Below are 15,246 nucleotides of genomic sequence, written 5' to 3'. Positions count from 1 at the left end.
TCGCTAGTGGATGGTCTCGAACATGGTGGCCAGTTGCGCCCCGGTCATCGGTTCGCGGGCCACCACCAGGATGGTGTCGTCGCCGGCGATCGTGCCGACGACATCGGGCAGCGCCGCCCGGTCGATGGCGCTGGCCAGGTAGTGCGCCGCCCCGGGCGGGGTGCGCAGCACGGCCAGGTTTCCGCTGGCGTCGGTGGACACCAGCAGCTCACCGAGCAGGCGTGAGACGCGTTCGGTGCCCCCGGATACCCCACGCACCGGGCTGCCGTCCTCGGGCACGACGTAGACCCCGACACCGCCGTCGGCGCCACGCAGCTTGACCGCGCCGAGCTCTTCGAGGTCACGCGACAGCGTCGCCTGGGTGACGTCGATGCCCTCGTCACCCAGCAGGGCGGCGAGTTCGCTCTGGCTGTGCACCGACCGCGAGGACAGCAGCGCCACGATCCGGGCCTGGCGCCCGGCCCGGGTGGTGCTCACCTCGCTGGTCATGCCTGCTCCAGCAGCCACACCAGCAGCGCTTTCTGTGCGTGCAGCCGGTTTTCGGCCTCGTCCCACACTGCGCTGTGCGGGCCGTCGATCACCTCATCGGTGATCTCATGCCCGCGGTGCGCCGGAAGGCAGTGCAGCACAACAGCCTCGGAGTCGGCATGAGCCAGCAGCCCGGAATTGAGCTGGAACGGCCGGAACGGCCCGACTCGGTCCAGGCCGTCGTTCTCCTGACCCATCGACGTCCAGGTGTCGGTGACCAGCACGTCGGCACCCTTGGCTCCGGCCACCGGGTCGGAGGTCAGGGTCACGGTGGCACCGGTCTGCCGAGCGCGGTGTTCGGCGGCGGCCACGAACAGCGGGTGTGGCTCGAATCCGGCCGGTGCGGCGATGGTGACATGGATGCCGGCGGTGACTCCGCCGAGCATCAACGAGTCCGCCATATTGTTGGCGCCGTCACCGAAGTAGGTCATCCGCAATCCGCTCAGGGATCCCTTGCGCTCGGCCAGGGTCTGCAGATCGGCGAGCACCTGGCAGGGATGGAACTCGTCGGACAACGCGTTGACCACGGGAACCGTTGCCGCCGAGGCCATCGCGGCCAGGCGCTGCTGGGCGAAGGTGCGCCAGACGATGGCGTCGACGTAGCGGGACAGCACCCGTCCGGTGTCTTCGAGGGTCTCCTCCCGTCCGAGCTGGGTGGCGCGTCCGTCGACCACGACGGCGTGCCCACCGAGTTGGGCGATACCGATCTCGAAGGAGAACCGGGTGCGGGTGGAGTTCTTGTCGAAGATCACCGCGACCCCGCGCGGGCCCTCGAGTGGACGCCGGCTCATCGGCTCCTTCTTGAGGGTTGCGGCCAACGCCAGGATCTCCGCCTGTTCTGCGGGGGCCAGGTCATCGTCGCGCAGGAAGTGCCGCAGGGTGCTCATCGGACCGCCTCATCCAGGATCGCCGGTAACGCCGCCAGGAAGCCATCGATCTGCGTTTCGGTGACGATCAGTGGCGGGGCCAGCCGGACCACATCGGGTGCGGCGGCGTTGACCAGGAATCCGGCACCGCGGGCGGCGGTTTCGACGGCCTTGCTCTGCGGGGCGGTCAACACCACCCCGCGCAGCAGGCCCCGGCCCCTGACATGATCGACGAGCGGATGACCCAGCGACTCGATGCCGTGGCTGAGCGTCTTGCCGAGCAGGTCCGCACGGTTGACCAGGTCTTCGGCGGCGAGAACCTTCAGCACCGCGAGCGCGGCGGCGGTGCACACCGGGTTGCCACCGAAGGTGCTGCCGTGCAGGCCCGGGGTCAGCAGCTCGGCGGTCTGGCCGATCGCCAGGCAGGCCCCGATCGGCAGTCCCCCGCCGAGACCCTTTGCCAGCGTGACGATGTCGGGGGTGATGCTGTCGTGCTGGTGGGCATAGAAGGCTCCAGTACGCGCCACCCCCGTCTGGACCTCGTCGAGCACCAGCAGCGCGCCGTGGCGGCTGGTGATCTCCCGGGCGGCCACCAGGTAGCCCTCCGGCGGTACCACGACACCGCCCTCCCCCATGATCGGTTCGAGGAACACCGCCGCGGTCTCCTCGGTGACCGCCGCGGCGAGGGCCTCGGCATCCCCGTACGGTACGTGGGTGACGTAGCCCGGCAACGGTTCGAACGGCGCCTGTTTGGTGGGCTGACCGGTCAGAGCCAACGAACCCATCGTGCGGCCGTGGAAGGCACCCTGGGCGGCAACGAGTTTGGTTCGTCCGGTCAGGCGGGTGATCTTGAAGGCGACCTCGTTGGCCTCGGTTCCGGAATTGCAGAAGAACACCCGGGCCGGGGTGTCGAGCTGGTCGACGAGCGCCTCGGCCAGTGCGATACCCGGTTCGGTGGCATACAGATTCGAGGTGTGGCCCAGCGTGTTGAGCTGAGCGGTGACGGCCTCGATGATCGCCGGATGGCGATGCCCGAGGATGTTGACCGCGATGCCGCCGAGCAGGTCCAGGTAGGACTTCCCGTTCTCGTCGGTCACCACGGCGCCGTCGCCACTGACCAGTGCCAGCGGCGGTGTGCCGTAGTTGTTCATCATGACGTCGGACCATCTCTGAATGAGGGTCATCAGGGAATCACCTTCGTGCCGGCGCCTTCATCGGTGAACAGTTCGACCAGAACGCAATGTTCGACTCGGCCATCGATCACATGCGCGCTGGGGACCCCGCCCGCCACGGCCCGCAGGCAGGCCTCGATCTTGGGGATCATGCCGGCCTCCAGGCCGGGCAGCAGGCCGGTCAGGGTATCGGTGTCGATCTGGCTGACCAGTGAATCCCGGTCGGGCCAACGGGTATAGAGGCCTTCGACGTCGGTGAGCATCAACAGCCTTTCGGCACCCAGCGCTCTGGCAACCGCTGCGGCGGCGGTGTCGGCATTGATGTTGTGCACCACACCGTCGATGTCGGGGGCGATCGTCGAGATCACCGGAATCCGTCCGGCGGCAATGAGATCGAAGACAGCCGCCGTGTTGACCTGCTCCACGTCGCCGACCAGGCCGATGTCGGTGACCACGCCGTCGACGGTGACCCCGCGACGCACCGCGGTGAGCAAGTGCGCGTCCTCGCCGGTGATCCCGACCGCGTACGGGCCGTGGGCGTTGATGAGGTTCACCAGCTCGCGGCCGACCTGGCCGAACAGCACCATTCGGGCGACCTCGAGCACCTCCGGGGTGGTCACCCGGAAGCCGCCCTTGAATTCGCCGGTGATGCCGAGCCGCTTGAGCATCGCGCTGATCTGCGGGCCACCGCCGTGCACGACGACCGGATGAATGCCGGCGTTGCGCAAGAACACCATGTCGTCGGCGAACGCGGCCTTGAGCCGGTCGTCGGTCATCGCGTTGCCGCCGTACTTGACGACGACGATCTTGTTGTGCAGTTGCTTGAGCCAGGGCAGCGCCTCGGCGAGGATCTTGGCCTTGGTGTTCACGGTAGCGGTCATGAGCTGTAGGCCGAGTTCTCTTCGACGTAGGCATGCGACAGGTCGGTGGTGCGGATCGTCGCCTGCCCGTCGCCGAGCTTGAGGTCAACGGTGACGTCGATGTCGGCACCGGCCAGGCTCACGTCTCGGGCGCCGGGTGCACCGGCACCGTCGATGCAGACCGGGAAGCCGTTGAACGACACGGTGATCCGCGCGGGGTCGATCTCGAACGGCACCATCCCGACAGCGGCCAGCACCCGGCCCCAGTTCGGGTCGGAGCCGAACAGCGCGGTCTTGACCAGGCTGTCGCGGGCGACAATCCGCGCCGCGGTGACGGCGTCGCCCTCGGTCGGGGCGCCGGTGACGGTGATCGCGATCCGCTTGGTGACGCCTTCGGCGTCGGCTTGCAGCTGGGCGCACAGGTCATCGCATACCCGCAGCACTGCCGCGTCGAGATCCTCTTGGCTGGGCGCGGTCTCGCTGGCGCCGGAGGCCAGCAGCAGCACGGTGTCGTTGGTCGAGCAACTGCCGTCGACGTCGAGGCGGTCGAAGGTCTTGGCGGTGGCCCGGCGCAGCGCGGTGTCCAGCGCGGCGGCGTCGGCGACCGCGTCGGTGGTCAGCACGACCAACATCGTGGCCAGTGACGGTGCCAGCATCCCGGCGCCCTTGGCCATGCCACCGACGGTCCAGTTCTCCCCCGACTCGATCGAGTGGTGCAGCGCAACCTGTTTAGGCACGGTGTCGGTGGTCATGATGGCACGCGCGGCCTCGTCACCGCCGGTGAGCCCGCCACCGAGTTCGTGGACGATCTCGGTGACGCCGGCCAGGACCCTGGCAAGAGGCAGCCGGTCACCGATGAGCCCGGTAGAGCAGACCGCTACCTCGATGGGTCCGGTCTCGGTGCCCCAGTCCGACAGCGCGGCCGCGACGGCTTCGGCGGTGGCATGGGTGTCCTGGAAGCCACCCGGCCCGGTGCACGCGTTGGCGCCACCCGAGTTCAGCAGCACCGCGCGCAGCCGGCCGGTGGTGAGCACCTGCTGGCTCCACAGCACCGGGGCGGCCTTGACCTGATTGCGGGTGAACACCGCGGCGGCCGCATAGTCGGGGCCTTCGTTGAACACCAGTGCAAGGTCCAGCGCGCCGGAGGCCTTGATACCGGCTGCAATCCCGGTGGCACGGAACCCGGCCGGCGCGGTAACCCCCTGAGTGCGAAGCAGTTTGGTATCAGCCGCAGTAATCACTCCCGAGTCGCTCCGCTCCTGCCCTCCGATAGTCACGGTGCCACCCCCACGATCGACAGCCCTTCGGTCTCCGTCCAGCCCAGCGCCAGGTTCATCGACTGCACCGCCGCACCCGCCGTGCCCTTCACCAGGTTGTCGATGGCACACACCGCGACCAACACGCCGGCGTCGACGTCGACGGCTACGGCAAGTTGCGCGGCGTTGCTGCCGATCACCGCACCGGTGCGGGGCAGCTGACCTTCGGGCAGCAGGTGCACGAACAGCTCTGCGTCGTACGCCTTCTCATAGGCCACGCGGATCTGGGACAGCGGCGCCCGGGTGCGGGCGGTGCAGGTGGCCAGGATGCCGCGCGATGTCGGGATCAGCACCGGGGTGAACGACACCGTGACGGCCTGGTCGGTCACCGCGCGCAGGCCTTGAGCGATCTCCGGGGTGTGCCGGTGCGCGCCGGCGATGTTGTACGCCCGCGCCGATCCGATGACCTCCGAGCCCAGCAGGTCGACTTTGGCCGCGCGGCCCGCGCCGGAGGTGCCGCTCACGGCGACGACGGTGACGGCCGGGTCGACAAGATCCTCGGCGACCGCGGGCAGCAGAGCGAGCAGGGCGGCCGTCGGGTAGCAGCCGGGTACCGCGATCCGGGTGGCGCCGCGCAGCCGATCCCGCCCACCCGGCAGTTCGGGCAGCCCGTAGGGCCAGCTACCCGCGTGCGGGGAGCCGTAGAAGCGCTGCCAGTCGTCGGCGTCGGTGAGCCGGAAATCGGCGCCACAGTCCACGATCAGGGTGTCCTCGCCGAGCTGTTCAGCCAGAGCCGCGGAATGGCCGTGCGGCAGGGCCAGGAACACCACGTCGTGGCCGGCCAGGACGTCCAGCTCGGTCGGCTCGAGAACCCGGCCGGCCAGCGGCAACAGGTGTGGGTGATGCTCGGACAGGTGGGTGCCCGCGCTGGCGGCGGCGGTGAGCGCACCGATGGTCAGGCGACCCTCCGCGTACGCCGGATGGCCGAGCAACAGGCGCAGGATCTCACCGCCGGCGTAGCCGCTGGCGCCGGCGACCGCTACCGAAGTCATGCGCTCGATTCTGCATGGTTATGCAGTATGATGCAAACTAATTACTCGCCGAGATCGACGAAATGCTGCGATCTACTCGCACAAGTCCTGCGAAACGTCGGTTTGGGCGGCGGCGACGGGTCAGGTGCGCTGAACCGCCCCGACCGCCGCCGCGGCCGCAGCGACCGCGGCGGCGCGGGCCGCGCTCGCCTCGTCCTCGGTCAGCGTCCGATCCGGCGCCCGGAACCGCAGCGCCAGGGTCAGCGACTTGCGGTCCGCACCGATCTGCGGCCCGGTGTAGACGTCGAAGAGCGCCACGTCCTCCAGCAACTCCCCGGCGCCGTCGCGCACCGCGTCGACCACGGCCTGGGCCGCGACCTCATTGGACACCACCAGGCTGACGTCCTGGAACACCGCCGGAAACGGCGAGACCCGCGGGGCAGGCAAGGACTCGGTGATCGGCACGGAATCGAGGCAGAGTTCGACCGCGCAGGTCCCCTTCGGCAGGCCGGAGCGTTCGATCACCGCGGGGTGTAGCTGGCCCGCATGCCCGACGACCCGGCCGTCGACGACGATCTCGGCGCAGCGGCCCGGATGCCACGGCAGATACTGGGCGGCCCGCAGGGTCACGTCGACCCCGCTGGCGCGGGCAACGATCCGCACCGCTTCGAAGGCGTCGGATGCCTCCACCACTCGCCCCGGGCCCCACGGGCCGCGCGGCTCCCGCAGACCCGCCAGGACGGCACCGACATGGACGGGCTGGCTGGGCAGCGAGGCGTCCAGCGCCGCGATCTCCTCGTCGCTGGGCCGGCGATGCGTCGGGATCAGGTCGACACCCCTGGTCTCGTCGGTGGGGTGCACCACTTGCGCCATGGAGAACAGCGCGACATCGCCGAAGCCGCGGGAAACGTTGCGGGTCAACGCCTCCAGCAGCGCAGGCAACAGCGTCGTCGCCAGGTGCGGCCGGTCGGCCTCCAGCGGGTTGAGCACCGTGGTGGTGGCCCGCCGCGCATCGTCGTCGGGCAGACCCCACAGATCGAAGATCCCCGCGGGCAGGAACGGGGTGGGCAACACCTCGACATAGCCCGACAGGGCCAGCGACTTGCCGACGGCGCGGCGCCGCCTCTGCCCCGCCGTCAGTCCGCGACCGGCCGGCGCGGTCGGCAGCACCGATGGGATCTTGTCGAGCCCCTCCAGCCGCAGTACCTCTTCGACCAGGTCGGCGGGCTGAACCAGATCGGGCCGCCAGCTCGGCGGAGTGACCACGAGAACGGCCGGGTCGGCGTCGTCCTCGGCCACATCGGCGCCGATCTGGGTCAACCGGTTGACCGTTGCACCGCCCTCGTACTCCACCCCGGCCATCCGATCCGGCAGGTCGAAGCACATCCGCACGGGCGGCGGCGACCACTCGTCGCGGGGCGGATCACCCCGCCAGTCGGTCAGCGCGGGATCGACGGTGCCGCCGGCGATCTCGGCGAGCAGTGTCGCGCACCGGTCCAGGGCGGCCACCGAGATGGCGGGGTCGACGGAGCGTTCGTAGCGCCGGCCCGCCTCGCTCACCAGATGCAGGCGGCGGATCGTGCGCGACACCGCGGCGGGATCCCAGACCGCGGCCTCCAGCAGGATGTCGGTTGAGTCGTCGTCGATCTCGGTGGTGCCCGCGCCCATCACACCGCCGATGGCGGCGGTCGCCACGTCGTCGACGATCAGCACGTCACCGGGATCGAGCTTGCGCTCGATGTCGTCGAGGGTGACCACGGTCTCCCCCGGCCTGGCGAATCGGACGATGAATTCGCCGTTGATGCGGCTGCGGTCGTGGGCGTGCATGGGGTGGCCGATTTCGAGCATCACGTAGTTGGTGACGTCGACGGCGGGTGAGATCGGGCGGATGCCCGACAGCATCAGCCGCCGGCGCAGCCACCACGGCGACTGCGCGTTCGGGTCGATTCCGGTGACCGGGCGCAGCGCGAACCGGCTGACGCCGGTGCCGGGTTCGACGGTCACCGGAAGCGCGGGACCCTCGACTGGCAGTGGCACGATGTCAGCCGGGTCGACGAAGTCCAGGTCGTAGGCGCAGGCGATCTCGCGTGCGATGCCGCGTACCGACATGCAGTAGCCGCGGTCCGGGGTGACGGCGAGGTCGAAGACGACGTCGTCGAGACCGAGCAGGGCGACAGCGTCGGCACCGGGGTCGGCCGTCCCCGGTGGCAGCACCATGATCCCGGATGCTGCCAAACCCAATGCTGGACTTATTTCCGAGGCCGAGCAGATCATCCCGTCCGAGAGTCTGCCGTAGGTTTTGCGGCTGGCGATGTGGAAGTCGCCGGGCAGCGTGGTGCCCGGCAGGGCCACCACGACGAGGTCGCCGACGGCGAAGTTGGTTGCTCCGCAGACGATATCGCGGTCACCATCCCCACCGACGTTGACCTTGCAGGCCCTGATCGGTTTCTTGAACTCGGTGAGCTCCTCGATGGCGGTGACCCGCCCGACGGTCAGCGGCCCGCTCACCGGGCCAAGGGTGATGATGTCGTCCACTTCGTGGCCGACGCGGATCAGCGCCTGCTCCAGGTCGTGCGGCTCCACGTCCCAACCGGGGGCGCCACGCTGAACGACCTCGCGCAGCCAGCTATAGGGAAGGCGCATCAGACCCCGACCCCGAACGGCAGCGAGAACCGCACGTCGCCCTCGACCATGTCACGCATGTCGGGGATCCCGTTGCGGAACTGCAGCGTGCGTTCCAGGCCCATCCCGAAGGCGAAGCCCGAGTAGACCTCCGGGTCAATACCAGCGGCGCGCAACACATTCGGATTGACCATGCCGCAGCCGCCCCACTCCACCCAGCCGGCGCCGCCCTTCTTGTCGGGGAACCAGATGTCCACCTCGGCCGAGGGTTCGGTGAAGGGAAAGAAGTGCGGCCGCATCCGGGTGCGGGCATCGGCGCCGAACTCGGAACGGGCGAAGGCGTCCAGCGTGCCGCGCAGGTGCGCCATCGTCAGGCCGCGATCCACCGCCAAGCCCTCCACCTGGTGGAAGACCGGGGTGTGGGTGGAGTCGAGTTCGTCGGTGCGGAAGGTGCGTCCGATCGAGACGATGTACACCGGCAGCTCGCGGTCCAGCAGTGTGCGCACCTGGACCGGAGAGGTATGAGTGCGCAGAAGCTGCCGCGACCCCTCCGGGGCGATGTGGAAGGTGTCGGACTCACTGCGGGCCGGGTGGTCGGGGGGAAAGTTCAGCGCGTCGAAGTTGAACTGCTCGGTCTCGACCTCGGGGCCCTCGGCCAGCTCCCAGCCCATCGCGACGAAGGTGTCGGCGATGTGCTCGGCCAGGATCGTGATCGGGTGCCGGGCCCCGACCGGCTCGCGAGTCGAGGGCAGGGTGACGTCGATGGCCTCGGCCACCAGGACCGCCGCGTCGCGTTCGGCCCGCAAGACCGCCAGCCGCTCGTCGTAGCCGCGCTGGGCCTCGCCGCGGGCGACATTGACCAGCTTGCCGGCCTCGGAGCGGTCCTGTTTGGGCAGCGTGGCCAGCGCCTGGCGGGCCAACGCCAGCGGCGACCGATCGCCGAGGTGCTCGGTCTTGGCGCGAGCCAGCGCGTCGAGGTCGGCGGCCAGTTCGAAGGCATGCCGGGCCGCGCTGACGGCCTTGGTCAACGATTCTTGCGACAGGTCGACGGGTTGCTCACCCACGCGCCGAAACTCTCCTTGCGCTGCCGGGGTTGTTTGCGCCACGGATATGGCGCAAGTGCCGATCATAGGTGATGCCAGAATGACGCCTCGCAGGCATTTCCCCCCGCCAGCAGCGCCGACCCCGTTCCAGCCAAGGATGCCCGATGCTCAGAGCTCTCGCCGTCACCGCCGTATGGGTCGTAGCGCTGGCCGTGGCCGCCCTGGCGCTGGTGTTCAGCCCGTGGTGGTGGCTGCTGGCGGTGCCCGTCGCGGCGGTCGCGGCGGTGGGGACCTGGGATCTGCTGCAGACCCGGCACTCCATCCTGCGGTCCTTTCCGGTGCTCGGGCACAGCCGTTGGCTGGCCGAGGCGCTGCGCCCGGAGATCCGGCAGTACTTCATCGAGTCGAACACCGAGGCCAGCCCGTTCGATCGGGAGACCCGCGACATGGTCTACGAGCGGGCCAAGGGGACCAAGAGCGAGGAGCCGTTCGGCACCGAGCGCGACGTCAACGCGCTGGGTTACGAATTCCTGCGGCATTCCCTGCGGGCCCGATTCGCCGACGAGCTGGCGCCGCGGGTGCGACTGGGCGGCCCGGACTGTGCGCGGCCGTATGACATCGCGCTGCTCAACGTCTCGGCGATGAGCTTCGGGGCGCTGTCGGGCAACGCGATCGAAGCCCTCAACGGCGGCGCGGCCCGTGGTGGGTTCGCTCATGACACCGGTGAGGGTGGGATCAGCCCGTATCACCTCAAGCACGGCGGCGATCTGATCTGGGAGATCGGTTCGGGCTACTTCGGGTGCCGCGACGCCGACGGGCACTTCGATGCCGCACTGTTCGAGCAGAAGGCCGCGCTGGCGTCGGTGAAGGCCATCTCGATCAAGCTGTCCCAGGGCGCCAAACCGGGCCTCGGCGGTGTACTGCCCGGTGCGAAGGTCAGCGCGGAGATCGCCGCGACCCGCGGTGTGCCGATCGGCCAGACCGTGGTCTCGCCGCCGGCGCACACCGCATTTCACACGCCGCTGGAGATGACGCATTTCATCGCGACGCTGCGCAGCCTGTCCGGCGGTAAGCCGATCGGGTTCAAGCTGTGCATCGGGGCGCGCACCGAATTCCTGTCGATCTGCAAGGCGATGCTGCACACCGGCATCACGCCGGACTTCATCATCGTGGACGGCTCCGAGGGCGGAACCGGCGCAGCCCCACAGGAATTCGAGGACCACATCGGCATGCCGCTGACCGAGGGGCTGATGCTGGTGCACAACGCCCTGGTGGGGGCTGGGCTGCGCAGCCACATCCGGGTGGGAGCGTCGGGCAAGGTGGCCACCGGCGTGGACATCGTGACCCGGATCTGCCAGGGTGCCGACTTCACCATGTCGGCGCGGGCGATGATGTTCGCGATCGGCTGCATCCAGGCGATGAAGTGCAACACCAACAAGTGCCCCACCGGGGTGGCCACCCAGGACAAGGCCCGATCCCGGTCCCTTTACGTCCCGGACAAGACCGCACGGGTGGTCAACTTCCAGCGGGCCACCGTGGCCAGCGCCGCCCAGATCGTCGCCTCGATGGGCTTGAGCGGGTTCGACGAACTCGAACCGGCGATGCTCAACCGCCGCATCCAGGGCCAGCACACCCGCACCTACGCCGAGCTGTACGACTGGCTGATGCCCGGCGAGTTGCTCGACGACCCGCCGGAGTCGTGGCGCTCGGATTGGGTCGAGGCGTGCGCCGAGGAGTTCCGTTAGTCGTTTGCGACACCGCCGCGCGCCGAGCGTGCGGGTTCTCGATGCAACCGGCAACGATCGTCACCGCTGACCCGCACGGTCGGCACAGTCTGAGTCACGAGGCACTAGCCGGCTGATGCCGCCCGATCGTCCAGTGCCTGATGGGCGGCGTTGTACCCGGGGACGAACGTGATACCCGGCCCGCCATGGCAGCCGGCACCCCCGAGGTAGAGCCCGGCAATCGGAATCGGAATATCGTTAAATCCTTTGGGTCCCGGCCGGTTCGGCCCCATCAGATCGGGATGCAACAGACCGTGGCAGAAGTCCCCGTCGGGTGCGGCGAACATCGTCTGCATGTGGTACGGCGCAAAGGTGATGTGGCGGATCTGAATGTCCTTGAAGTTCGGCGCGAACTTCGTGATCTTGTCGATGACGCGCTCCGCCATCTCGTTCTTGAGCCGCCCATGCTGCTCCCGTGGGGCCTCGACCGGGAAGCCGTAGGCGTACGCGCTGGCGGCGTGCATACCCGGCAGCGCCAGCGATGGGTCGGACACCGACGGAATCTGCATCCCGAATGAGGGATTGTCCGGAAGCATCCCCGCCCGGGCCATCTCCCACTGTCGCTGCTGTTCTTCCGGCGAGCCGAACACCCCGACCGACTGCTGCATACCCGGCTCGTTGAGCATCTCGTAGGGCGCGGCGAACCTGGGCAACCCGTCGAGGGCGAAATGCATCTGGATGAAGGTGGCGCGATGGTCGCGTCCGGCGAGACGCTCAACCAGATCGCCGGGCAGGTGCTCGGTGCCGACCATGTCGATCAGCGTGAGGTCCGGGGACAGGTTGGATATCACGACCGGCGCGCTGAGCACCGACCCGTCGCGCAATCGCACGCCGGTGACGCGTTCATTGTCGACGACGATCTGATCGACCTTGGTCCGATAGCGGATTGCTCCGCCGCCCTCGATGAACAGGTTCGTGAGGTGTTCACACACCGCACCGATGCCACCTTCGAGTTTGGTCATCATCGTGGCGTTCAGATCGGGAACGGCCATCGCGAAGGCCAGACACGTCGCGCTTCCCGGGGTGAAGGGGCCGCGATAGGTGGAGTTGATCGCCAGGAAGGCGAGCATGCCCCGGATCGTCGCGTACTTGTCCTTGTCCGGAAAATTGCGGTCGATCACGTCCATCGCGCTGCCGAACAACATCTCGTGGATGGCGCGGTGTTCGGATTCGTTTGTCGCGCAGGCGTACATCTCATCGAGAGTCTTCGGTGGCGTGCGCGCTTCGAAACGGCCGAGCGCACGCGCCGGACCGGTGGCCCATTCAAGCATCCTGCCCATGCCCAATACCGCGTCGGCACCGTGCTTCTCCGACAGATGCGTCATGTAGCGCATCGGGTCGCTGTAGAGGATCATCGGCTCCTCCCCGGACTCGCCAAGATTCACCGACTGCACTTCCGAGTGGACCGTCGGAATCCTGTGCAGCTCCAAGGCCTCGGCGACTTCCGGCGCGGTGGGGAACTGCACCGAACCGGCTATCTCGTAACGGAATCCGTCGATCAACTCAACGGTCGCCGCCATGCCGCCGGCATAGGTGTTCTGCTCCAGAACCACCGTCCGCAGGCCCGCCCGTTGCAGGATCGTCGCCGCGGTCAGGCCGTTGTGGCCGGCGCCGACGATGATCGCGTCGTAATCGCTCATTGCCTTCTCCTCACACCTCTTCACTATTTGTCGAAAACGACCGTGCGAAAATGCCGTCATGACGAGCCCGCACGAACGGCGCAGAACCTCGACGCGCGAGACGCTTCGCGAAGTGGCGGTGGCACGATTCGCCCGCGACGGTTTCGCGAACGTGACGGTCGCTCAGCTCGCCGACGAGGCCGGCGTCACCCAGCGCACGTTCTTCAGGCACTTTCCTACCAAAGAGGCAGTCCTGTTCCAGGACTACGAGACTCAGCTCGAGTGGTTCGCCGAGGCTCTCGCGCGACGGCCCGCCAAGGAGTCGTTGTTCGATGCCGTACTGGGCAGCGTGGTGAGCTTCCCACACGACCTGGAAATCGTCCGCCAGGCGGCGATCCTGCGGGCGACCTTGCTCGACGGCGACCGCGCCGCAGGGCATCTCCGGGTGGTGCAGGCCTCGTTCGCCGAGGTGCTGACCGAGTTCGTGAAGCGCCGGCACACCGATCTGCCCGACGTCGACCTGATCGCGGAAGTCGCCGGCGCCGCGTTGGCGGCCGCCCTGGTGACCGCGGTGGAGCGGTGGGGCCGCGAGGGGTGTGCGACCGACCTGAGCGAAGTGGTCACCGCCAGCGTCGACCTCGTCCGGAGCGGCCTTGCTCCGCTGGCACCGTCGGACTAGCACGCCAGCAGCATATGTCACATATGACTATGTGGATGTCATAACTGACATTCGCTAGGTAGCGGGTTGCGGCTCCGCCGTTACCGCCAAGGCCCGGCGCACCGCTCGCCAGCGGGCGACGCGGGCGGCCCCCAGTGCACCCAGCACGCCGAGCGTCGACGTCACCAGGACCGACAGGCCGGTGTTGGCCATGATCAGGTAGCCGAACGAGGCCGCCACCGCCAACAGCGCATAGCGGGCGGTCGTCCAATGCGCGGGGTGCCCGAAGCGGGTGCCCACGACCATGCCGAGGACCAGCGCCGTCGCATGACCGACGTTGGTGAAGTCGCCGCCCGAGATCGCCGCGGATCCGACCGCCACGGCCACCCACCAGCCGGTCCACCCCGCGCGCCAACGCCGCGGGATCGCCGCGGTGAGAGCGCCCAGCACACCGACCGCCCCGTAGCTCATCCCCACGTCGGTCACGTTGACGATCGACCATGACGTCAGCCCGGCGGCCAGCGCCGCGGCCAGACCGGCGGCGACCAACAAGGTCGCACCGACGTGGCCGACGACGAACGCCACCACCATCCGGCGGCTGCGCCACAGCAACTCGGCCAGGCCGAGGATGGCGAACAGGCCCGGCAGCCAGACGTAGATCGGTCCCTGCTCGGTGACGAACGCGCTGCCGATCAGGGTGCCCAGACGGCCTTCGCCGAGATTGTGCAGATTGGTGCTCGCATGCCAGACAACCTGGTCACGGACTTGCGGGCCGAGCGCGAGCAGCGCGACCGCCACCGCCGACAGTGCGGCGGTGTAGCCCAACGTGACCCGCACGCGGTCCAGCCGCGACAGTATTGCGACAAACATCTCTTTCCACTATGCCTGGGCTTCGACGTCTTCGGCATCGTCCTCGGCTGGCAGGTCCCTGCGGGTCTTGAGCCGGTACATCACCAGGTCGGTGGGCACACCGGTGGCACGCGGCGCGAAAACCTGGCGCCTGATCCGCTTGACCGTGACCCCCAGCGACTCGAGTTCGTCGGGTTCGATCAGTTCCAGCGTCTTCTCCGACACGATGAGTCCGCCACGGGTGGCGCGCTCCATCACCCGGGCGGTGATGTTGACGTCCACGCCGAGCCAGTCCGAGCCGATGCGCTGCGGGCGGCCGGTGTGGATACCCGCACGCATCCGTGGCGTATACCCGTCTACCTCGACAGATCGGACCGCGTCGCGGGCGGCCATGGTGGCGCGCACCGCCGTTGCTGGGTCGGTGAACACGGCCATGATGCCGTCGCCCAAGCGCTTGACGATGTGTCCGCCGGCGTCCAGCAGCGGGGGCTCGACGACCTGGGCGACGCGCCGCAACAGCCGCAGCGTGGCATCGTCACCGGCCTGCAGCGACCAACTGGAGAACCCGACGAGGTCGGTGAAGACCAGCGTCACCTCCCGGTTTGCCGGCCGCCCGGAGACGCGTTCGGTGAGCGCCTGCCAGAGCTGGAGGGTGGCCAAACTCACTTCCCGGGTGGCGGCTTCGCGGTCGCGCAGCAACCGGTCGGCAGCCCGTGCGGCGGCGCGGGCGCCACCCTCGCCGGCGGCCGACAGCGGGTCCCCGAAGTCGGGGTCGCCGGGCAGCATGCGCCGGGCACGACGAACCAGGGCGATGATGCCCGGATTGTGGTTGGTGTTGTGCCACCACGCCGCGGGCCCACGCCCGGGCCGCACCAGTTGGTTGACGTCAACGTGGGGATCAGGTTGACCGTCGAACGGCTCGACGTCCACGAGATCCAGCGTAGGGAACGGATTTCAG

General features: G+C 68.7%; 13 protein-coding genes. 2 read left to right on the top strand and 11 right to left on the bottom strand.

The window, feature by feature from the left end:
* Positions 1–3: 3 nt before the first annotated feature.
* From ORI27_RS28120 to pheS, 8 genes are all read right to left on the bottom strand, one after another.
* The gene (locus tag ORI27_RS28120; protein WP_266000409.1) at positions 4–489 is read right to left on the bottom strand and encodes an arginine repressor; all 486 of its coding nucleotides are present in this window, start codon (positions 487–489) and stop codon (positions 4–6) included.
* Positions 486–1,415 carry an ornithine carbamoyltransferase gene (argF, locus tag ORI27_RS28115; RefSeq protein WP_266000408.1) on the bottom strand — a complete coding sequence of 310 codons (930 nt, stop codon included), beginning with the start codon at positions 1,413–1,415 and terminating at the stop codon, positions 486–488. The genes ORI27_RS28120 and argF overlap by 4 nt, the downstream gene beginning before the upstream one ends.
* Positions 1,412–2,578 (bottom strand): acetylornithine transaminase, encoded by a 1,167-nt coding sequence (locus tag ORI27_RS28110; protein WP_266000407.1) that lies wholly within the window; start codon positions 2,576–2,578, stop codon positions 1,412–1,414. The genes argF and ORI27_RS28110 overlap by 4 nt, the downstream gene beginning before the upstream one ends.
* Entirely contained in the window at positions 2,578–3,447 is an 870-nt protein-coding gene (gene argB, locus ORI27_RS28105; RefSeq protein WP_266000406.1) for an acetylglutamate kinase, read from the bottom strand. The genes ORI27_RS28110 and argB overlap by 1 nt, the downstream gene beginning before the upstream one ends.
* Positions 3,444–4,667, bottom strand: a complete 1,224-nt coding sequence (gene argJ, locus ORI27_RS28100) for a bifunctional glutamate N-acetyltransferase/amino-acid acetyltransferase ArgJ (RefSeq protein ID WP_266000428.1) — start codon at positions 4,665–4,667, stop codon at positions 3,444–3,446. The genes argB and argJ overlap by 4 nt, the downstream gene beginning before the upstream one ends.
* 32 nt (positions 4,668–4,699) lie before the next feature.
* The gene (argC, locus tag ORI27_RS28095) at positions 4,700–5,734 is read right to left on the bottom strand and encodes an N-acetyl-gamma-glutamyl-phosphate reductase (RefSeq protein ID WP_266000405.1); all 1,035 of its coding nucleotides are present in this window, start codon (positions 5,732–5,734) and stop codon (positions 4,700–4,702) included.
* A 120-nt stretch (positions 5,735–5,854) separates the two neighbouring features.
* A complete protein-coding gene (gene pheT, locus ORI27_RS28090; protein ID WP_266000404.1) occupies positions 5,855–8,356 on the bottom strand; it encodes a phenylalanine--tRNA ligase subunit beta in 2,502 nt (833 codons plus the stop codon).
* On the bottom strand, positions 8,356–9,399 hold the full coding sequence (gene pheS, locus ORI27_RS28085) for a phenylalanine--tRNA ligase subunit alpha (RefSeq protein ID WP_266000403.1): 1,044 nt from the start codon (positions 9,397–9,399) through the stop codon (positions 8,356–8,358). The genes pheT and pheS overlap by 1 nt, the downstream gene beginning before the upstream one ends.
* Positions 9,400–9,542: 143 nt before the next feature.
* Between pheS and ORI27_RS28080 the strand changes: the two genes are divergently transcribed.
* Positions 9,543–11,123 carry an FMN-binding glutamate synthase family protein gene (locus ORI27_RS28080; protein ID WP_266000402.1) on the top strand — a complete coding sequence of 527 codons (1,581 nt, stop codon included), beginning with the start codon at positions 9,543–9,545 and terminating at the stop codon, positions 11,121–11,123.
* Between the two features lie 104 nt (positions 11,124–11,227).
* Here the strand turns inward: ORI27_RS28080 and ORI27_RS28075 are convergent, their stop codons facing one another.
* A complete protein-coding gene (locus tag ORI27_RS28075; RefSeq protein WP_266000401.1) occupies positions 11,228–12,802 on the bottom strand; it encodes a phytoene desaturase family protein in 1,575 nt (524 codons plus the stop codon).
* Positions 12,803–12,860: 58 nt separating this feature from the next.
* Here ORI27_RS28075 and ORI27_RS28070 point away from each other — a divergent pair, with 58 nt between their 5' ends.
* Positions 12,861–13,460 (top strand): TetR/AcrR family transcriptional regulator, encoded by a 600-nt coding sequence (locus tag ORI27_RS28070; protein WP_266000399.1) that lies wholly within the window; start codon positions 12,861–12,863, stop codon positions 13,458–13,460.
* 54 nt (positions 13,461–13,514) lie between these two features.
* On the opposite strand, the gene ORI27_RS28065 is transcribed toward ORI27_RS28070, so the two are convergent.
* A complete protein-coding gene (locus ORI27_RS28065; RefSeq protein ID WP_266000398.1) occupies positions 13,515–14,309 on the bottom strand; it encodes a rhomboid-like protein in 795 nt (264 codons plus the stop codon).
* A 9-nt stretch (positions 14,310–14,318) separates the two neighbouring features.
* The gene (locus ORI27_RS28060; RefSeq protein WP_407666453.1) at positions 14,319–15,218 is read right to left on the bottom strand and encodes an adenylate/guanylate cyclase domain-containing protein; all 900 of its coding nucleotides are present in this window, start codon (positions 15,216–15,218) and stop codon (positions 14,319–14,321) included.
* Positions 15,219–15,246 lie beyond the last annotated feature (28 nt).

This window comes from Mycobacterium pinniadriaticum (assembly GCF_026242045.1).
Taxonomy (GTDB): Bacteria; Actinomycetota; Actinomycetes; order Mycobacteriales; family Mycobacteriaceae; genus Mycobacterium; species Mycobacterium pinniadriaticum.
Note: the sequence above shows the minus strand (reverse complement) of the source record. Positions and strands in the feature narration are given on the sequence as shown.